The organism is Mesorhizobium sp. BR1-1-2 (assembly GCF_020165435.1).
Lineage (GTDB): Bacteria > Pseudomonadota > Alphaproteobacteria > Rhizobiales > Rhizobiaceae > Mesorhizobium.
In genome coordinates this window covers 65,556-83,160 of record NZ_JAIUID010000006.1, presented here as the reverse complement: position 1 = coordinate 83,160, position 17,605 = coordinate 65,556, and the positions used below count along the sequence as shown (strand labels likewise).

Annotated in this window: 18 protein-coding genes and 1 other RNA gene; 6 read left to right on the top strand and 13 right to left on the bottom strand. The window is 63.3% G+C overall.

From position 1 onward, the window contains the following. Positions 1–30 precede the first annotated feature (30 nt). The 4 genes from LB551_RS15710 to mraZ are packed head-to-tail and all read right to left on the bottom strand — an operon-like array spanning position 31 to position 3,622. Positions 31–1,740: a peptidoglycan D,D-transpeptidase FtsI family protein gene (locus LB551_RS15710; RefSeq protein ID WP_224659777.1), complete on the bottom strand. Its 1,710-nt coding sequence runs from the start codon at positions 1,738–1,740 to the stop codon at positions 31–33. Continuing rightward, entirely contained in the window at positions 1,737–2,132 is a 396-nt protein-coding gene (locus LB551_RS15705; protein ID WP_140553099.1) for a hypothetical protein, read from the bottom strand. Before LB551_RS15705 ends, LB551_RS15710 begins: the two co-directional genes overlap by 4 nt. A 3-nt stretch (positions 2,133–2,135) precedes the next feature. Next, complete coding sequence (gene rsmH, locus LB551_RS15700; RefSeq protein WP_224659776.1) at positions 2,136–3,167, bottom strand: 16S rRNA (cytosine(1402)-N(4))-methyltransferase RsmH; 1,032 nt, start codon at positions 3,165–3,167, stop codon at positions 2,136–2,138. Continuing rightward, positions 3,164–3,622 (bottom strand): division/cell wall cluster transcriptional repressor MraZ, encoded by a 459-nt coding sequence (gene mraZ / locus LB551_RS15695; RefSeq protein WP_140495198.1) that lies wholly within the window; start codon positions 3,620–3,622, stop codon positions 3,164–3,166. The genes rsmH and mraZ overlap by 4 nt, the downstream gene beginning before the upstream one ends. A 408-nt stretch (positions 3,623–4,030) precedes the next feature. On the opposite strand from mraZ, the gene LB551_RS15690 reads away from it, so the two are divergent. Next, on the top strand, positions 4,031–5,146 hold the full coding sequence (locus LB551_RS15690) for a cystathionine gamma-lyase (RefSeq protein WP_140553096.1): 1,116 nt from the start codon (positions 4,031–4,033) through the stop codon (positions 5,144–5,146). Here LB551_RS15690 and LB551_RS15685 read toward each other — a convergent pair. The 7 genes from LB551_RS15685 to LB551_RS15655 all read right to left on the bottom strand — a co-directional run bounded on the left by LB551_RS15685 (position 5,126) and on the right by LB551_RS15655 (position 9,070). Next, positions 5,126–5,311: a type II toxin-antitoxin system RelE/ParE family toxin gene (locus tag LB551_RS15685; protein ID WP_224659775.1), complete on the bottom strand. Its 186-nt coding sequence runs from the start codon at positions 5,309–5,311 to the stop codon at positions 5,126–5,128. The two genes, LB551_RS15690 and LB551_RS15685, sit on opposite strands and share 21 nt — an antisense overlap. Positions 5,312–5,381: 70 nt before the next feature. Further along, positions 5,382–5,666, bottom strand: coding sequence for a type II toxin-antitoxin system ParD family antitoxin (locus LB551_RS15680; protein WP_140553092.1), 285 nt, complete (start codon positions 5,664–5,666; stop codon positions 5,382–5,384). Between the two features lie 167 nt (positions 5,667–5,833). Next, an RNA gene (gene rnpB, locus LB551_RS15675) (RNase P RNA component class A) lies at positions 5,834–6,243 on the bottom strand. A 65-nt stretch (positions 6,244–6,308) separates the two neighbouring features. Further along, positions 6,309–7,025: a lytic transglycosylase domain-containing protein gene (locus LB551_RS15670; RefSeq protein WP_224659774.1), complete on the bottom strand. Its 717-nt coding sequence runs from the start codon at positions 7,023–7,025 to the stop codon at positions 6,309–6,311. A gap of 211 nt (positions 7,026–7,236) precedes the next feature. After that, positions 7,237–7,992, bottom strand: a complete 756-nt coding sequence (locus LB551_RS15665) for an N-acetylmuramoyl-L-alanine amidase (protein WP_224659773.1) — start codon at positions 7,990–7,992, stop codon at positions 7,237–7,239. Beyond that, on the bottom strand, positions 7,989–8,708 hold the full coding sequence (locus LB551_RS15660) for a J domain-containing protein (protein WP_224659772.1): 720 nt from the start codon (positions 8,706–8,708) through the stop codon (positions 7,989–7,991). The genes LB551_RS15665 and LB551_RS15660 overlap by 4 nt, the downstream gene beginning before the upstream one ends. Before the next feature lie 152 nt (positions 8,709–8,860). Continuing rightward, positions 8,861–9,070 (bottom strand): hypothetical protein, encoded by a 210-nt coding sequence (locus tag LB551_RS15655; protein WP_140495184.1) that lies wholly within the window; start codon positions 9,068–9,070, stop codon positions 8,861–8,863. Positions 9,071–9,303: 233 nt separating this feature from the next. Between LB551_RS15655 and LB551_RS15650 the strand changes: the two genes are divergently transcribed. Together LB551_RS15650 and LB551_RS15645 are read left to right on the top strand one after the other, a co-directional pair. Beyond that, positions 9,304–10,548 (top strand): DUF3419 family protein, encoded by a 1,245-nt coding sequence (locus tag LB551_RS15650; protein ID WP_224659771.1) that lies wholly within the window; start codon positions 9,304–9,306, stop codon positions 10,546–10,548. After that, entirely contained in the window at positions 10,548–11,213 is a 666-nt protein-coding gene (locus tag LB551_RS15645; protein ID WP_224659770.1) for a class I SAM-dependent methyltransferase, read from the top strand. Before LB551_RS15650 ends, LB551_RS15645 begins: the two co-directional genes overlap by 1 nt. Positions 11,214–11,217: 4 nt before the next feature. Here LB551_RS15645 and LB551_RS15640 read toward each other — a convergent pair whose 3' ends face one another. Beyond that, entirely contained in the window at positions 11,218–12,597 is a 1,380-nt protein-coding gene (locus LB551_RS15640) for a serine hydrolase domain-containing protein (RefSeq protein WP_224659769.1), read from the bottom strand. A gap of 314 nt (positions 12,598–12,911) precedes the next feature. Between LB551_RS15640 and LB551_RS15635 the strand changes: the two genes are divergently transcribed. Next, entirely contained in the window at positions 12,912–13,706 is a 795-nt protein-coding gene (locus LB551_RS15635) for a GH25 family lysozyme (protein WP_224659768.1), read from the top strand. 245 nt (positions 13,707–13,951) lie between these two features. After that, positions 13,952–15,130: a lytic murein transglycosylase gene (locus LB551_RS15630; protein ID WP_224659767.1), complete on the top strand. Its 1,179-nt coding sequence runs from the start codon at positions 13,952–13,954 to the stop codon at positions 15,128–15,130. Positions 15,131–15,200: 70 nt separating this feature from the next. On the opposite strand, the gene LB551_RS15625 is transcribed toward LB551_RS15630, so the two are convergent. Next, entirely contained in the window at positions 15,201–16,421 is a 1,221-nt protein-coding gene (locus LB551_RS15625; protein WP_224659766.1) for an alanine racemase, read from the bottom strand. Between the two features lie 204 nt (positions 16,422–16,625). Here LB551_RS15625 and LB551_RS15620 point away from each other — a divergent pair, with 204 nt between their 5' ends. Further along, positions 16,626–17,555 carry a DMT family transporter gene (locus tag LB551_RS15620; RefSeq protein ID WP_224659765.1) on the top strand — a complete coding sequence of 310 codons (930 nt, stop codon included), beginning with the start codon at positions 16,626–16,628 and terminating at the stop codon, positions 17,553–17,555. Positions 17,556–17,605: the final 50 nt, after the last annotated feature.

Below are 17,605 nucleotides of genomic sequence, written 5' to 3'. Positions count from 1 at the left end.
TAGCGCGCAGTTGCCGGCGCGCCCTGAGAATCATTGATAGGAAACCAGCGTTGCACCATTTTCATGGCTGAAATCTGGCTTCACGCCAAGCATGGCCGCGGAACGCCTGATGATATTGCCGGCCATGACCCCGGCATTCGCGGCTGCGACGTCCGTCATGCCCGGCTTTTCCGGGTGCGGAGCATCGGCAATCGTAAACACGAGATATTGCGGATCGTCCATCGGGAATGCGGCGACGAACGTATTGAAATTCAACTCCTTCGAGTAGCGGCCATTGATGACCTTCTCGGCTGTTCCGGTCTTGCCGCCAACGCGATAGCCGGGAACCCTGGCATTTCTGGCCGAGCCCTTCTCGGCGTTGAGCATATAGAGATAGCGCATGCCCTCGACCGTTTTGTCGGCTACCACTTTCTTGGCCGCCGCCATCGCGTCCTGCTGGCTGCGGACCAGGAATGTCGGCTCCATCAGATATCCGCCATTGATCAGCGCCGCGCAGCCCACAGCCGCCTGCAACGGCGTCGTCGACACGCCATGACCGAAGGCGATGGTGAACGAGTTGACCTGTTTCCACACCTTCGGCTCAGTCGGACGGGCGACTTCCGGCAGCTCCGTCTGCATCTTGTCCAAGATGCCAAGACGATGCAGGAATTCGCGGTGCGCCTCGATGCCGACCAGTTCGGCCTCCCTGGCCGACCCGATGTTGGACGAATAGAGGAACACCTCCGGCAACGACAGCACACGGTTCTTGCCGTGGAAATCGTGAATGGCCTGATGGCCGACCCGGATTGGATGCGAAGCGTCGAAGCGGCTCGCCATCGTCGCCTTGCCGGAATCGAGCGCCATGGCTGATGTGAAGCTCTTGAAGGTCGAGCCCATCTCATAGAGTCCCGCCGACATCCGGTTCAGCCGGTCCTTGTCCTGTGCATTGTAGGGATTGTTCGGATCAAAATCCGGCACCGAGGCCATGGCCACCACTTCGCCGGTCTTGACGTTGAGCACGACGGCGCCCGCGCCCATGGCCCGATAGCGCTCCAGGCCCGCGGCAATCTCGTCGCGCACCACATGCTGGACGCGCAGATCAATCGAGAGCTTCACCGGCTTGAGATCCTTGGCCACCGCCAGGCCCGACGCCTGCAGGTCGCTCAGGCCCTGCTCATCGATATATTTCTCCATGCCGGAGATGCCTTGATTGTCGATATTGGTCAGGCCGACAATGTAAGATGAGGTTTCCCCGCTCGGATAGAAACGGCGCTTCTCGGTGCGGAAGCCGAAACCGGGAATGCCGAGCTGCATGATGTCGGCCTGCTGCTTGGGCGTCAGCTGCCGCTGCAGCCAGACGAAGCCGGCGCCGCTTTTCAGCTTATGGTAGGTCTGCTCGTAATCGATCTCCGGCAGCACCGTCGACAGCTTTTCGATCGCCTCGTCGGCGTCGACGATGCGGCGCGGCTCTGCAAACAGCGATGCCGTCTTGATGTCCGTCGCCAGCACCTCGCCGTTGCGGTCGACAATGTCGGGCCGCGAGGCCGTCACCCGGCTCTGCGGGCCGCCTGACATGTCGGGGGTCTGGAAGCCGAGATAGACCAGCCGCCCGGAAATGATCGAGAAGATACCGAAGAACACCGCCATCGTCATGACGATGCGCGCCCTGCCCTTGCCTCCGGTCGCCTTGCGGGCGCCATCGACCACGATCGAACCGTCCTCGCTGGCCCTGGGGCGACGTTTCAGCAGTTTGCCGATCATTGGGCGATGCCTCCGGTCACGATGGGATCCTTGCCGTCCGAGGGGGTGTGGCCGGAATTGTCTGCCATGCCGCCTTGGCGCCCGTTCAGGATGTCCTGGATGTCGAGGGCTTTGGCCGGCAGGTCGCCGAGGCCGACGATCTGGTGCGCGCTGACCGGCTCCAGTTCAAGCTGCGACTTGTAGAGTTCGGCGAGCTTCTGTAGCCGCGATGGCTGGGTGAGCAGGCTCCAGTCGGCCTTGAGCAGGTCGATCGTGTCCTCCTCGTAGCGTATCTCAGCATGAATCTTCTGCACGGCTGCCAATTGGTCCTCGGCCTCGCGCTTGGTTTTGTAGGTCAGGGCCGCCGCCGAGACCATGACGGCGATGAGGACGATGTCGCTGGAACGAAACACGTGCTACCTCTCCCCCGGCCGCTCGATGCCAGGAAGTTTTGGGCCGGGAAGTTTTGGAAGGCCGAAAATCGAAAAATCGCCAGCACGCACCGGCGCATCGGTGCGGATGGCGGCGCGCAGTCTTGCCGAGCGGGCGCGCGGGTTGGCCGCAGTCTCGGCATCACCCGGTGTCACGCCGCCGCCGGACTTGCTGAAGGTGGCGCTGCGTGCCCGTGCCTCCGGCATGTGGCGCGAGCCGCTCGCGGCGTCGGAGCGATCGGCGATGAAGCGCTTGACGATGCGGTCCTCCAGCGAATGGAATGTCACCACCGCAAGCCGTCCGCCCGGCTTCAGCGCCCGCTCGGCGGCGAACAGCGCCTTGGCCAACTCGCCGAGTTCGTCATTGACGAAGATGCGCAGCGCCTGAAAGACGCGGGTGGCAGGATGGATCTTGTCCTTCGGCGCCCGGCCGATATGCGTCTCAATGGCGTCGGCAAGCTCCAGCGTGCGCTCGAATGGACGCTTTTCGCGACGCGCTTCGATCATGCGCGCGATGCGCCCGGCGTGGCGCTCCTCCCCGAGGAAGCCGAAGATGCGGGCAAGATCGCCCGGCTTGAAGTTGTTGACGACATCTGCGGCGCTGAGGCCCGCCTGCGCCATGCGCATGTCGAGAGGCCCATCGGTGCGGAACGAAAACCCGCGCTCCGCCTGGTCGAGCTGCATCGAGGAAACGCCGATGTCGAGCACGACGCCGTCGGCACTTTCGACTTGCTGGTCCAGCGTCGAGAACGGCGCCTGCACCAGTCTCAGGCGGCCGCCCGATTGGGCTTCGAGATCGCGACCGGCCGCTATGGCATCCGGATCGCGGTCGATGGCAACCACGGACGCGCCGGCCGCCAGGATGGCCCTGGTGTAGCCGCCAGCGCCGAACGTGCCGTCGACGATGACGTCCCTTTCCGCCGGCGAGAGCGCCTGCAACACTTCGGCAAGGAGGACCGGAATGTGGCGGGCCGGTCCGCCAACGGCGTTGATATCATCGCCGTGGCCCACCGTCATTCCGGTCGCTCCCCAGGCTTCGTCCCCTGCCGAAGCTGCAAAAGCCGGGCCCGCGCTTGCGCTCCATAGGCCGCAAGCCGTCCCGGCTCCCAGATCTGAAAAAAATTGCCCCGCCCGACAAAGGCTACTTCGGCCGAAAGGCCGGCATGCTCGCGGATGAAATCGCTGATCGTGATGCGGCCATCCTGGTCCAGCTTCAGGAATGTTCCGTCGCCATGGCAGAAGAACGACATGTCGTCCGCCGTCTGCTGGAACGGATCCTCGAGCGCGATGCGCTGCTCGTAGCGGTCGAGCAGATCGGGCCCGCCAACATCCATAGCCGGCAGATCCAGGCAGCGCAGCGCGTAGAGATCCGAATAGCCGCGTTTCTGAACGACGGCGCGAAAATGCGCAGGAACGGACACCCGCCCCTTCGCATCGATCCTGCTCACCGTGTTCGAAAGAAACCGGTCCATCCCACGTCACAGCAGCTTGCGCCGCCGCACCCCTCTTCGTCGTGTTGCACGCGCCACCGCTACGCGTTCCCTGCCCTGAACCCGCCTCCGTGACAGGGGCGAAAACCAGCAAACGCGCAGCCGCCGCGACTGCCCGGTTGGCGTACGCTTCACCCTGACACGGAACGAAGGCTTTGGTATCGGTATGGGATATCATGGGGCACTATGGGCGTCAACGGGAATAGGCTTCACAACATGCAGTCGCGACCGATAGAAGCGGCTTTGAAAACACGTCTCGTCTTTATGGATCATTAAGCCTAACGAAGCGTTTAGAGCCGCCTGGCCCAACCGGACGCGCCTTGTCGCGAGCTGTTGCCGGGCATAGCGTCTCACCACACGTCCAGGGTCACCAAGAGGGTTGGAATGTCGATGTCTGAAACAGCACGGTCGCGCGCCGCGGCTCTTGCCCACCTCCGTCGCAACGCACTTGCCGTCGGCGATTCCATCCCGCTGCCACTCACCATGGCCGCCATTTTTCACGCGCCGGGCGACGCCACGGGCTTCAACCAGTATGGTCGTTTCAGCAATCCGACCTGGGATGCGGTAGAGCATATGCTGGCGCATCTGGAAGATGCGCCTTGCGTCGCCTTTCCTTCCGGAATGGCGGCGATTTCGGCGGCATTTTTCGCTGTCCTCAAGACCGGCGACCGCATTCTTCTGCCTTCGGATGGCTATCACACGACAAGGGCACTGGCCGAACGCTTCCTGAAACCACTCGGCATCGCCTACGATGTGAGGCCAACCTCGACCTTCCTCGATGGCGGTTTCGAAGGCTATCGTCTGGCGTTCGTAGAGACGCCCGCTAATCCGGGGCTGGACATATGCGATATCGCGGCGGTGGCCGCGGCCGCGCACAAAGCGGGCGCACTGCTTGTCGTCGATAACACCACCATGACGCCCTTCGGCCAGCGCCCGCTCGACCATGGCGCCGATATCGTCGTCGCCGCCGACACCAAGGCGCCCAACGGCCACTCCGACGTGCTGTTCGGCCATGTCGCGTGCCGCAACGCCGACATCATCGCCGCGGTGACGGATTGGCGCGAAACGTCCGGCGGCATTCCAGGGCCGTTCGAAGCGTGGCTTGTGCATCGCGGCCTCGAAACGCTCGATGTGCGCTTTGACCGCATGTGCTCCTCGGCGGAAGTGATCGCGCGGCGCCTGCAAGGTCACCGGGCGATCACGGGCCTGCGCTATCCCGGCCTGGAAGGCGATCCTTCGCACAACCTTGCCCGCGCCCAGATGGAACGCTTCGGCTTTCTTGTTTCCTTCGAACTCGCTTCGGAACAGAAGGCCGAGGAATTCATCAACAACTGCGAACTGATGCAGGCCGCGACGTCCTTCGGCGGCGTCCACACCTCTGCGGAGCGAAGGTCGAAGAGAGGCGACGCGGTGTCCGCCGGCTTCGTACGCCTTTCGGTAGGCTGCGAACCAGTTGAAGAGCTTTGGGCGGCGATCGAGGCGTCGCTAGACAGGATCGGCGACTGACAAATCGGTTAGGTCGTCGGTTTCGAAGTTGCGATGGCCGTGCAGCACGCGAAGGATTTCGATCGCATCGTCCTCTACACGGTACAAGGTGAGATAATTGCCGACGATCAGATGTCGGGTACCGGGTGCGATGTCGTCGCGCGGCGCGCCCGAGAGGGGGTGCAAAATCAGCAGATCCCACCGCCTTCACCGATATTCTCGAGGTCGACCACTGCTTTGGGAAGCAGGCGGTATTTCACTCGTGAAAGCCTTTGGAACCAGCCATTTTCAGATATTTGGCCCGCAGTCGATCCACGATTGGCGGTCCGTCCAACGCCGGCCCGCTGTCAATGCCTTCCTGCACCAGCCTGCGCAGCTCCTCGAGGGTATAGCCGAGCAGATCGCGCCGATCCTTCCATTGCCGGAGCGCATCACGGATCACCTCGCTAGCCGAAGCATATTCACCAGCGGCGACCACATCGTCGACCGCCGCTGCAAGTTCCGGCGAGAGGGTGATGCTGCGTTCGTCGACCTGTCCCATGACCAGCTCCTCATCCACTTGCTGAAGCATGGTACGATTAATCGTACCGAATTCAAGAAAGTCCCCGCGACCGTGGATGCGGATTGGCAGGCAACAAAAAGCCGTTGAATCAACAGGCGCGCCCGAGGACGCAACCTGCTGATCGCAAAGGCTTCTTTCGGAGAAAAATTGCCAGCTGGCCTGTAAGCCGGGTTCTGTATGGCCCTCGCCCCTTGCGGCGCGAGAACGTGGCGGCCATTCATCTTGGGCGCATATTGCCATGCGCCTCACGCAACCTACCCGGACGGTGAGCCGGAAACAGCCCTCGAGGGTTTCCCCTCGCACCGCCCCTATTCGGTCTTGCTCCCGGTGGGGTTTACCGTGCCGCTCCTGTTGCCAGTCGCGCGGTGGGCTCTTACTCCACCCTTTCACCCTTGCCCCGACCCGGCAAAGCCAAGTCGTGGCGGTTTGCTTTCTGTGGCACTTTCCCTGGGGTCGCCCCCGCCGGCCATTAGCCGGCACCGTGTCTCCATGGAGCCCGGACTTTCCTCACCCGCGGCCTTTCGGCTTTTGCTGGTGCGGCCGCCCGGCCAGCTGGCCAGGCGTATAAAGGGGTTCACGCCACAAAACGCAACCAAAAAAGCCGGTTACGACCGGTTCTTGTCACGCCGGCGACCCGACAGCCGCCAGTTGCACCTTGACCTTGCTGCAATAGGCGGCTGAGACCGGGTTCATCCGGGTGGCGCCGTGGCCGGCATTGTATTTCAGGATCGTGCCGCAGGTCGTGCCGCCGCCGAGATCCCGCGCCATGGCAAGATACTTCATGCCGTATTTGATGTTGGTGTCCGGATTGAAGAGCCCATTGGCCGAGCCGCTATAACCCATCATCCGCGCCGTCGCCGGCTTGATCTGCATCAAGCCGATTTCGCCGGCGCTGCCGACGAGGTTGGGCCGGTAGTTGCTCTCGATCTTGATCACAGCGTGAGCGAGGGACGCCGGCACGCCATAGCTTGCGGCGTAACGCGCCACGATGGCCGAATACTGATCGCCACTGGCCACCGCTGCCGTCGAGGCCACTGCTTCCTTGATCCCGATCGATGCCGTCGTCGTTTTATCGACGGTCTTGCGGCCTCGCCTGGTCTTCTGTCTCGTGCTCGGCTTCTTGGCCTTGGTCCAGCTCGCCTTCTCCACTTTCGCGGAAGACCGCTTCGCCGCCTTCACATCCTTGCTGCTTTTGGCCGAAATGGCCTTGCCCTTGGCGGTCGCTGCGACGAGCCCCTGGTCGGCCCGTGGGCTCAGCGGCGCGGCGCTTGCCGCCCCGAAGGCAAAAGTCATTACGCCGGCAGCAAGAGCTGCCGTTACAACGGTCAATTTCTGCATGTGATCCTGTTCTGTCTGAACGCGCGAAGATCTCCGCGCGGCATTGCTTGATTAATGTCGGATCATCCGGGGGGTTAGACATCCGACAAACTGTACGGATCGCCCTTTGCGGCCCGAATTGCGCGCAATGAAGGCGAAGCAAGTCACTTTAAGTGACAGATTGTAACTTAATGTCGGAAAAGCATTACTTGGACGGCATCCTGACCCAAGGTCAAGTTGGATGGGAAGCGAGCAGCCGTTGAAGCGTGCGCATCGTCGATCCGTCCGCCGCTCCATCGATTCGACGTGGCCGAAAGTGACGCTGGAAAGCCTGGACCACGACCTGCGTCTGCTGGTCGAAAACACCCGATATTTCGACTCCATAGCCGTAAAGCGCCAGCATCGATTGCAGCGCCTCGACATCGGCGCCGGCGTCGCCGGCCTTCAGCAAGGCGCCGCGCCTGATCGGTGCTGCCGCCACGAAGTGGCCGACGCCGGCCTCGAACAGGGCCCGCCAGGGAAACTTCTCGCCAGGGTCGATCTTGCGCCCCGGCGCCACATCGGAGTGCGCCAGCACCCGCTGGGGAGCAATCGCATGCCGGCTGGCTATTCCGGCACACAAGCCGATCACCGCATCGATCTGTCGCTTGGGAAAACCGGGATAACCCAATGAATGCCCCGGGTTGACGATCTCGATGCCGACGGAACAGGAGTTGATGTCGGTGCGTCCGAACCACGAACTCTTCCCAGCGTGCCAGGCTCGGTCGCTTTCCCGGACCATCTGCACGATATGTCCATTCTCATGCACCAGATAATGCGAGGAGACCTCGCTGGCGGGATCGCATAGCCACGCCTCGGCCCCGGCGCCTGTCGGCATGCCGGTATAGTGCAGCACGATCATGTCGGGCTTCAGCGTCTCGCGCCGTGGCCCGAAATTCGGCGATACCCTGACCTCCGCGCTCGGCTCGTCGGGCAGGAAGCCGCTCATGCGTGCCGCAGGCCCCGCTCGATCATCTCATAGGCGGTGTTGATCGCCGCGAGCCTCGTCGTCGCGATCTTGATGAATTCCTGCGGCAGGCCGCGCGCGATCAGCCGGTCGGGATGATTGTCGGAAACCAGCTTGCGGTAGCGTTTCCTGACCTCCTCGAACGGCTTGCCGCGCTCGATGCCGAGCACGACATAGGGGTCGGCGGCGCCAAGATCGACGTGCCTGGCAAGGATCGCCTCGTAGTGCACCTCGTCTATGCGGAAGATTTCGGCGATGCGATGCAGGAACTGGCCTTCACGCTCATGGATCAGCCCGTCGGCCTTGGCGATGTGGAACAGGCCGTCGAGTATATCCTCCAGCATCATGCAGTTCGAATGGCCGGAGCCGCAAAGCTGCGCCATGCGCTCGGCATAAGTCTCGAAGCCGGCAACGTCACGTTTGGCCATATCGTAGAGCCGCGCCACATTGCGCGTCTCCTTTGGCGGCACCTCGAATATTTCCTGGAAGGCGCGTATCTCGTCCTGGGTGACGACCCCGTCGGCCTTGGCCATCTTGGCCGAGAGCGCAATCATCGCCACGGAGAAGGCAACGCGGCGGCGCAGATCCGCATCGCCGGAAAAAACCGTCCGCACGGCCTCGACCACGTCGGCGACGCCCGACGAGGCTGAAGACGAAATCCGCGTGATAAAGTCGCCGAGGCGGTCCCAAATCGACATGGCCGCTTCTTAGAGCCAACCGGTCCCCGCTATCAAGCCAATAACGCCGGCATCATACCTCGACGACAATCGATCTCGTGCGGGAACCGCTACCCGCCTGGGCGAAGGGCCGGCAAGACGCCGGCCCTCACCAGAACACAGGTACTAATGGACTACTGCGCGGGCGCAGGAGCGGGCGTTGCCGGAGCCGGCTCGGCAGGCTTGGTCGAATTATCCGCTGGCGCCGCGGGTTTCATCGGCTGCTCGGCCGGCGGATTGGTGCTCTGGGTGGTGGTGTTATCCGTCCCCGTGCCGCTGTCGCTGCATGCAGCGACGCCGAGCAGCGCAAGGGCGGACACCGACGCAAGAATGAGTTTTTTCATGATATCTCTCCTTCAACACACGCTCACGTTGCAGTGAACGGTCGAGAAGGAAATGCATCACTCAGCCATGGGTTTCGTAACGATGCGTTTCCGCATGTAACATCGCTCGCATCCTCCCTTGGGGCGCCCAAGGGTGAAACAGCTTTGCGCTCCCCTGTGCGGATCGCTGTCATCCACCTGTCATCGCCGGGCGTTACCCGCTTGCGGCAAAGCAAATGGGGAATCACCTTGCCATGACGGACGTTTCCGCAGATCTGATCTTTCGCCGCGGCAAGGAAGTTGGAAAAGCGGTCTACCAGAACCGTCCCCTGTCGAAGGCCGGAATTTCCGAACGGCTGTTCGCCTTCCTGTTTTCTGGCCTGGTCTACCCGCAGATCTGGGAAGATCCCGATGTCGACATGGACGCAATGCAGCTTGGCGAAGGCCACCGCGTCGTCACCATTGCCTCCGGCGGTTGCAATATCCTGGCCTATCTCACCCGATCGCCGGGCAGGATCGACGCCGTCGATCTTAACGCCGCTCACATCGCCTTGAACCGCATGAAGCTGGAGGCCGTGCGCCACCTGCCATCGCAGGGCGACCTGTTCCGCTTCTTCGGCGCCGCCGGCACCAGCCACAATTCGCAGGCTTACGACCGCTTCATCGCGCCGCACCTCGACCCGGTCAGCCGCCACTACTGGGAGCGCCGCAACTGGCGCGGCATCAGGCGCATCGCGGTCTTCGACCGCAATTTCTACCAGACCGGCCTGCTTGGCCTGTTCATCGCCATGGGCCACCGCACGGCGAAATTCTTCGGCGTCGACCCTGCCGGCATAATGGAAGCCAGGAACATCGGCGAGCAGCGCCGCTTCTTCAAAGAGGAGCTGGCGCCGGTGTTTGACAAGAAACTTTTGAAATGGGCGACCTCGCGCAAAGCCTCGCTGTTTGGCCTCGGCATCCCACCGGCGCAGTACGATTCCCTGATCACCTCCGGCGACGGCACCATGGCCAGCGTGCTGAAAGCCCGGCTGGAGAAGCTCGCATGCGATTTTCCATTGAAAAACAACTATTTCGCCTGGCAGGCCTTTGCCCGGCGCTACCCTGGACCCGGCGAAGCCGCCCTGCCCGCCTATCTTGAAAAGCAGAACTACGAGACCATCCGCGGCAACGTCGATCGCGTGGCCATCCACCATGCCAATCTGATCGAATTTCTGGCAGGCAAGGACGCCGGAGCGGTCGACCGTTTCGTCCTGCTCGACGCGCAGGACTGGATGACAAACGACCAGCTCAATGCGCTGTGGTCGGAAATCACCCGCACCGCCTCCGCCGGCGCTCGCGTCGTCTTCCGCACCGCGGCCGAGCCAAGTCTGCTTCCGGGCCGTGTCTCCGCTTCCCTGCTCGACCAATGGAGCTACGAGAGCGACGCCTCGCGCGAATTCTCGGGCCGCGACCGCTCGGCAATCTATGGCGGCTTTCATCTCTACGCGAAGCGCGCCTGATGAGCACGACCGAGCTGCCTGCCAGCCACGCCGAACTGATGGACGGCGTCTACCGCTGGCAGCGCCACATCTACGACCTGACCCGCAAATACTATCTGCTTGGCCGCGACCGGCTGATATCAGGGCTGGACGTCCCCCCGGGTGGCACGGTGCTGGAACTCGGCTGCGGCACCGGGCGCAACATCATCCTCGCCGCCCGCAGCTATCCCGGCGCGCGCTTCTTCGGCCTCGACATCTCGGCGGAGATGCTGGAGACCGCCGGCACCGCGATTGCCCGCGAAGGCATGTCCGATCGCGTCATGCTGGCAAGGGGCGACGCCACGGACTTCGACGTAAAGGCACTGTTTGGCCGCGACAGCTTCGACCGTGTCTTCGTGTCCTATTCACTGTCGATGATCCCCGACTGGGAAAAGACGGTCTCCGCCGCGCTGACAACGCTCGCTCCGGGTGGTTCCCTGCACATCGTCGACTTCGGCCAGCAGGAAGGCCTGCCGGACTGGTTCCGGACCCTGCTTCGCGGCTGGCTCAGAAAATTCCACGTCGCGCCGCGTGAAATGTTGCGCGAGGTACTGGAATCGGAATCGCGAAAAACCGGCGCAACCTTCCGTTTCCGCACACTTTATCGCGGCTACGCCTGGCTGGCGGTGGTCCGGCCGAGCAGCTGACCGGCTAGCGCAGCGCCTTCACCAGCGCCCCCACCATCGTCTGCGGGCGATAGCCGAGCTTGGCCGGCGTCAGGCCGAGCCGCACCACCACCAGTTGCTCGGAAGGAGTGATGGCGACGGTCTGCCCGTCATGACCTTCCATCCAGTAGGTGTCCTTGGGCAGGCCGGCCGCCACGCCGGCACCGGGGTTTTCCTCGTCGCCCGGCGCCTCGATCCACACCTGCCCTTTGCCGTAGACTTTCGAAGCCGACGCCGGCTCGCGCATCCAGTCGACGAAACCGGGCGGCAATATCTGGTTGCCGTTCCAGACCCCGCCCTGCAGCAGGAACTGGCCGAAGCGGGCCCAGTCATGGGCGGTGGCGTAGAGATAGGATGAGCCGACGAACGTGCCCTGCTCGTCGGTCTCGAGCACCGCGCTGTGCATGCCCAGCGGCTCGAACAGCGCGGTGCGCGGCCACGTCAATGCCTTGGCCTTGTCGCCGATCGCATCCTGCCAGAGCCGCGACAGCATCACCGCCGTTCCGCTCGAATAGGAGAACACCTTGCCCACTTCGCCGGTGAGCGGCTTGGCTTCGGCAAAACCCGCCATGTCGGGTTCGAGATAGAGCATGCGTGTCACATCGGCGACGTCGCCATAGTCCTCGTTGAATTCCAGCCCGCTCGACATCGCCATCATGTCGGCAAGGCTGATCGCGGCGCGGCCATCGGCCTTCCAGGGCGCGAAAAGGCCCTGGTTGGTCATCGCCATCTTGCCGTCCTTGACAAGCGTGCCGACTATGGCGGCATTGACCGTCTTGGTCATCGACCAGCCGAGCAACGGCGTCCGGGCGGAAAAACCATCGCCATAGCGTTCCGCCACGACGCGGCCGTTCTTGACCACCACCACGGCGCGCATGCCGGCGCCTGTCATGGCGGCATCATCGACGATCTTCGCCACCTCCGGGTTCTGCGAGGCTTCGACCCGCTCGCCTTCCGGCCACGGCGCGTCCTGTCCTACCGCCGAGGGTTCGACATGGATCGCCGTGCGCCGCGCCTTGCCGACATCGCCATCGGGAACCGAGGCGCAGCCCAGCCCGTCGCGGGAAACCGCGATGCTCTTGCCGAGGAAGCCAAGCAGGCCGGCGGAGACTGTGCCCCGGTTCTTGTCGACCGAGACCCGCATCAGCTTGAGCAGGGGATGACCAGGCGCCTGCACGTCGACGGCAAGCACCTCGTTGGCGTCGCGTCCGGCGATGAAAACGTTGGAGCAGACGATCTTTGCCGAATAGCCCGAGCCGACCCGGATCAGTTCGGGCGGCGCGAAATAGAGCCACCCAGACAGCGCCACGACCGCCAGCACCACCAGGCCGAGCAGCCATTTGACGATCTTGGCAATGATCCGCATCTTTCCCATCCCCCGAATGAAGGCTCGATCCATGTCATCGATTTGCCGCCATTGCTTCCGCAAAATCATGGCTGTTGTCGAGCGCCGTCAACCAGATATCAACCATGATCGGCGATCACAGGTGCATGTCGCCCAAAGCGCGCCGCGTTTTGGGATCACGGCACGAAGACAAATAGTTGAAGCGCGCCGAAAAATGCGCGCTTTGAAGATACCGGGCGATGGAGTGGGGCTGTCGTCCGGCGGGGGCCAGACCAAGCGCCGGCCATCAGTTACAGACCCATCAGCGACCGGCTGAAACCGGCTCGGGAGTTGTGATGCGCCGTCTCGCGGTCCTTTTCATGCTGACGCTGCTGGGCGCCTGCTCGACTGTGGAGGATCTGTCGCCACTGTCGCCATCCAGCGCCCCCACGGTTGCGGCGCGCGCGCCCCGCTTCGCCGATTCCAAGCCGCACGAATGGGACAGCGGCGCGCCGTGGAATTACGCCGTTCACGGCACCGATGTCTCGAAATACCAGACCTCGGTCGACTGGCCGACCGCCAAGGCCAGCGGCATTTCCTTCGCTTTCATCAAGGCGACGGAGGGCGGCGACCGTTTCGATGATTATTTCAACGAGCATTGGGCGCGCACCAAAGCCGCCGGCATTCCTCGTGCCGCCTATCATTTCTTCTATTTCTGCACTCCGGCGGCGGTACAGGCGCGCTGGTTCATCCGGAATGTCCCCGTCGACCGTTCGGCCATGCCGCCGGTGCTGGACATGGAGTGGAACCCGAAATCGCCAACCTGCCGACTGCGGCCGGACGCGGCCACCGTGCGCGCGGAGATGACCACCTTCCTCGAAATCGTCGAGCGGCACTACGGCAAGAAGCCGATCATCTATACGTCGGTGGACTTCTTTGAAGACAACGAGCTGTCGACCTTCCGCGGCTATCCCTACTGGCTACGCTCCGTCGCCGGCCACCCGCGCCAGAAATATGGCAGCCACCCCTTCACCTTCTGGCAGTACACTGGAACCGGCATCGTTCCCGGCATGACCGGCAAGTCCGATATAAACGTCTTCAACGGCAGCCAGGCCGCCTGGAACAAATGGTTGAGGCAGAACACCCGCTGACACCGTGTCAACGGCAGCCAAGCCGCCTGGGAAAAGGGCTGCGGCAGAACACCCGTTGACACCGTGTCGACGGCAGCCAAGCCGCCTGGGAAAAGGGCTGCGGCAGAACACCCGTTGACACCGGGCCTGCCGCCTGCTTTCGACACGGCCGGCGGGCAAGAGTGCAACCGCCGGTATTCCGGGGCGGCGCGCATCCAGATGGACACGCCAGGCCGCTCGGAATCATGAATGTCGAAAGGAAGTCGATGCGACTGCGTTCCCAAGCCCTCGCGGCGCTGTTCCTGTGCGCCACGGCCTTGCCGGCGATTGCGCAGGAATGCGGCGGCGACTTCGAAACCTGGAAGCAGGGCGTGGCTGCGGAAGCCAGGGCGGCGGGTGTCGGCGCTGTCGGTCTCGAGGCGCTCGAGGATGCCAGCTTCGACGAGAGGGCGCTGGCGCGCGACCGCGCCCAAGGCGTCTTCACCCAGACCTTCATCGAGTTCTCCAACCGGATGATCTCGGCCTACCGGCTGAAGCAGGGCGCGGCGAACATGAAGAAATACGCCGATATCTTCGCCCGCGCCGACCAGCAGTTCGGCGTCCAGGCGCCGGTCATCACCGCCTTCTGGGCGCTGGAGACCGATTTCGGTGCCGTGCAGGGCGATTTTCATACGCTGAGCGCGCTGGTGACGCTTTCCCATGATTGTCGTCGCCCGCAGTTGTTCCGGCAGCAACTGGTGCCGCTACTGGAACTGATCGATCATGGTGTGCTGCCGGCCGACGTTAACGGTGCCTGGGCTGGCGAGATCGGCCAGACGCAGATCCTGCCTTCCGACTATCTCGCCCGTGGCGTCGACGGCGACGGCGACGGCAAGATCGACCTGCGGGGCAGTGTGCCGGATGTGATCATGACCACGGCCAACAAGGTGCTGTCGCGCGGCTGGAAGCGCGACGAGCCCTGGATCCAGGAAGTGCGCGTGCCCGACGAGATGCCATGGGACCAGACCGGGCGCACCAACAAATTGCCGCTGACGCAGTGGGCGCAGTGGGGTGTCACCAATCCCGACGGCTCGCCGCTGGTCGACAAGGGCCTGAAGGCCGGGCTGGCGTTGCCCATGGGCCGCAAGGGACCGGCCTTCCTCACTTACGACAATTTCGACGTCTATCTCGAATGGAACCAGTCCTTCACCTACGCGCTGACCGCGGCCAATCTTGCCGCGCGGCTGGCCGGTGCGCCACCGATCGACCCGCGCGATCCCGAACCGGGGCTCAACAACGAGCAGATGAAGGCTTTGCAGACCAAGCTGGAAGCCAAGGGCTACGACGTTGGCACGGTCGACGGGATCCTGGGCACCAACACCCGCGAAGCGATCCGCAAGGAGCAGACGCGGCTGGGATTGCCCGTGGACGGCTGGCCGACGCCGGAGCTTCTAGCGAAGCTGTGAAAGGGAACGAAGCTGTGAGTAGGGAACAGTGACGAACCCATTTCACTACTCACTACTCACTACTCACTACTTAATCCGCCATCGTCTCCAGACTCGCAAACCCCACCGGCGCGTCGCCTTCGTCGAACGGCGTCGCCACCTCGACGAAAGTGTCGGGATAGAAGCCGTTGAAGCGGGTTCTCAGCGACAGCGAATAGGCGCCGATATGGCCGATCTCGATCCAGTCGCCGGTGTCGACGGTTTCCGGCAGCCAGAACGGCCGCGACAATATGTCGACGGAATCGCAGGTCGCGCCGCAGACTTTGAACGGCACGATGGTCTTCTCATCGCCATTGCGCGTGCGGATCGCCGGATCGGGAATGAAGCGTGCCGGCAGCGTGATCTTGCCGGTCCATGAATCCGACAGCGACGCCCAGATGCCGTCATTGATGTAGAGCCGCTTGCCCTTGCGCAACAGCACCCGCACGATCAGCGACAGGCAGCGCGCCACGATCACCCGCCCCGGCTCGGCAACCAGCGGCATCTGGTCGAACTGGTATTCCTTGAGGTCTCCAGAAAGCCGCGACATGATCTGGCCGAGCGACGGCATCGCGACCTGCTTGCGATTGGGATCATGCCCGTATTCGGCCGGAAAACCGCCGCCGACATCGAGGCCGGCCAGGTCGAAGGTCAGCCGGTTGCGCACCCAGTCGGCCGAGGCCAATGCCCTTTCGTAGGTGTCGGGGTCCTCGATCTGGCTGCCGACATGGAAGCATAGCCCGACCTTGTAGCCGGTGCGGTTCAGCCGCTCGGCGAGCTCGACCGCGTAGGCCGGCCCGGCGCCGAACTTCTTCGACAGCTCGTAGGCCGCATGGCCTTTGGTCTGCACCCGCACGAACACGCTGACGGCGCCCGGGTCGATGTCGAGCGCCCTGACCACCCGCGTCAGCTTGGTGATCTCGTCCTCGTGGTCGAGCGCAATCACGCGGATGCCGTATGTCTCCAACGCCAGCTTGATGTCCGACTGCGCCTTCACAGGATGCATGTAGAGCATCTCGGCATCGGCCGAGACCGCGCGCACGGCGGCGAACTCGCCGGGCGAGGCCACGTCGAAAGCGGAGACGCCGGCCTCGACCAGCGTCTTCAGCACGATCTGCTCGCCATTGGTCTTGACCGCATAGGCCGTTTTGCCGGGGAACATGCCCATGAACTGCAAGGCATCGGCCTTCAGCACCTGCGGGCGGAAGCAGTAGACCGGATCGTCCGGGCGAAGCGCCAGTGCCGCCTCGCGGGCATTCTCGAATCGCTGCATGGACGAATCCTTGACCTAGCCTGCGCACAATTAATCCAAGCTAGCGGCCAATGAAAACAATTCTGTGTCTCGTGCGCCTGACGGCGGGGCGCTAGGCTTTGTCAGGGGACAGCCCCTCGGCAGGTTTCGGGTGGTTCTTGCCTGCGAAGCCGATATGGCTTCTGTCTGGCTGCCTGCATTCGGCCGTCCGGGAGAACGCATCACATGGCAATAGCGGCGACATCAGCACCGCGCGGACCGATGGTGCTCAAGGACTGGTCGCAGCTTCTGCTGCTCGGCGCGATCTGGGGCGGCTCCTTTTTCTTCGCCCGCGTTGCCGTGGCGGAGCTTCACCCGCTGGTGCTGGTGCTGTTTCGCGTCGCCATCGCGGCACTCGCTTTGCAGCTCTATCTGTTCCTGCGCGGCCCGTCCTTCCGCCTTGCCCTTCCTCATGCAGGACTGTTCTTCCTGCTGGCCTTCACCAACAACGTCGTGCCTTTCTCGCTGATCTTCGCCGGCCAGACTGAGCTTGGCGCCGGCGTCGCCTCGGTGCTCAATGCGACCACGCCGTTCTGGACGCTGATCCTCGCCAACGCCCTGACATCGGACGAGAAGCTTTCCTGGAACAAGCTGGCCGGCATTGCGCTTGGCGTCGCCGGCACGGCTGTGATGATTGGCCCCGGCCTCGTTGCCGGCCTCGGCGGCCCGGTCTGGGCCAAATTCGCGCTGATCGGAGCATCGTTGTCCTACGGCGTCGCACTGATAGTCGCTCGCCCCTTCAAGGGCGTGCCCTCGCCGGTCATCGCCACCGGGCAGCTGACCGCCTCGACCATCATCATGATCCCGGTCGTGCTGCTTGCGCATGGTCCCGCCGGCCTGCTCTCGGCCTCGGCGCCGGTCTGGGCGGCGGTGCTGGCGCTGGCGCTGCTGTCCACCGCCTTCGCCTATATCCTCTATTTCAACCTCGTCGCCTCGGCCGGCGCCACCAACGCCTCACTGGTGACGCTGATCGTGCCGGTGAGTGCCATGCTGCTCGGTTTCCTGTTCCTTGGCGAGCGGCTGGAATTGTTCGAAATCGGCGGCATGGTGCTGATCGGTCTTGGCCTGATTACCATAGACGGGCGGCTGTTCATCCGCAGGGTAGCGCTGCCATGACATGCCAACGACACGAAGCCGCCATAATTTATTCACAGGTTCGTATCTGG

Bases quoted from the DNA above. Each gene is read 5' to 3' on its own strand.
- LB551_RS15690 (WP_140553096.1), top strand. From the start codon at position 4,031: ATGTCTGAAACAGCACGGTCGCGCGCCGCGGCTCTTGCCCACCTCCGT.
- LB551_RS15650 (WP_224659771.1), top strand. From the start codon at position 9,304: ATGACGGACGTTTCCGCAGATCTGATCTTTCGCCGCGGCAAGGAAGTT.
- LB551_RS15660 (WP_224659772.1), bottom strand. From the start codon at position 8,708: ATGTCGATTTGGGACCGCCTCGGCGACTTTATCACGCGGATTTCGTCT.
- mraZ (WP_140495198.1), bottom strand. From the start codon at position 3,622: ATGGACCGGTTTCTTTCGAACACGGTGAGCAGGATCGATGCGAAGGGG.
- LB551_RS15630 (WP_224659767.1), top strand. From the start codon at position 13,952: ATGCGACTGCGTTCCCAAGCCCTCGCGGCGCTGTTCCTGTGCGCCACG.
- LB551_RS15635 (WP_224659768.1), top strand. From the start codon at position 12,912: ATGCGCCGTCTCGCGGTCCTTTTCATGCTGACGCTGCTGGGCGCCTGC.
- LB551_RS15680 (WP_140553092.1), bottom strand. From the start codon at position 5,666: ATGGGACAGGTCGACGAACGCAGCATCACCCTCTCGCCGGAACTTGCA.
- LB551_RS15670 (WP_224659774.1), bottom strand. From the start codon at position 7,025: ATGCAGAAATTGACCGTTGTAACGGCAGCTCTTGCTGCCGGCGTAATG.
- LB551_RS15655 (WP_140495184.1), bottom strand. From the start codon at position 9,070: ATGAAAAAACTCATTCTTGCGTCGGTGTCCGCCCTTGCGCTGCTCGGC.
- LB551_RS15645 (WP_224659770.1), top strand. From the start codon at position 10,548: ATGAGCACGACCGAGCTGCCTGCCAGCCACGCCGAACTGATGGACGGC.
- LB551_RS15665 (WP_224659773.1), bottom strand. From the start codon at position 7,992: ATGAGCGGCTTCCTGCCCGACGAGCCGAGCGCGGAGGTCAGGGTATCG.
- LB551_RS15710 (WP_224659777.1), bottom strand. From the start codon at position 1,740: ATGATCGGCAAACTGCTGAAACGTCGCCCCAGGGCCAGCGAGGACGGT.
- LB551_RS15625 (WP_224659766.1), bottom strand. From the start codon at position 16,421: ATGCAGCGATTCGAGAATGCCCGCGAGGCGGCACTGGCGCTTCGCCCG.
- rsmH (WP_224659776.1), bottom strand. From the start codon at position 3,167: ATGACGGTGGGCCACGGCGATGATATCAACGCCGTTGGCGGACCGGCC.
- LB551_RS15620 (WP_224659765.1), top strand. From the start codon at position 16,626: ATGGCAATAGCGGCGACATCAGCACCGCGCGGACCGATGGTGCTCAAG.
- LB551_RS15640 (WP_224659769.1), bottom strand. From the start codon at position 12,597: ATGCGGATCATTGCCAAGATCGTCAAATGGCTGCTCGGCCTGGTGGTG.